This is a genomic window from Vibrio sp. 10N.222.49.C9, assembly GCF_041474985.1.
Taxonomy (GTDB): Bacteria; Pseudomonadota; Gammaproteobacteria; order Enterobacterales; family Vibrionaceae; genus Vibrio; species Vibrio crassostreae_C.
The window spans coordinates 1-320 of record NZ_JBFRVD010000249.1; the positions used below are offsets into that span (position 1 = coordinate 1).

Sequence of the window (320 nt, forward strand, 5' to 3'; positions counted from 1 at the left end):
AACAGGACTTAAGTTTTACTCCTGCTATGAGTATCGACTTTGATCTACTCGGCAATCCTATTTACAGCTCCGCATGCCCTGAACCTATTCGTATCCAAATTGCTAGCACTCAAGAACAAGAAAGTATCTGCATCAATAGTCAGGGGTACGTGTATGGCTGTTAAAAAGAGTGCAGGCTTTACTCTTATAGAAAGCATCATTGCGATTGTCATTCTTGGCATCGCATTGATTACGCTTACCAGTTTCTTATTCCCTCAAATAGCTCAATCAGCAAAACCCTTTTACGAAGTACGTGCGTCAGCCCTAGCCAATAGTTTAAT

At 41.2% G+C, this 320-nt stretch carries 1 protein-coding gene; it reads left to right on the forward strand.

The features are described 5' to 3' along the window. Positions 1-153: 153 nt before the first annotated feature. On the forward strand, positions 154-320 hold a 167-nt coding region (locus AB4585_RS22995; RefSeq protein WP_372171119.1), incomplete at its 3' end, for a prepilin-type N-terminal cleavage/methylation domain-containing protein.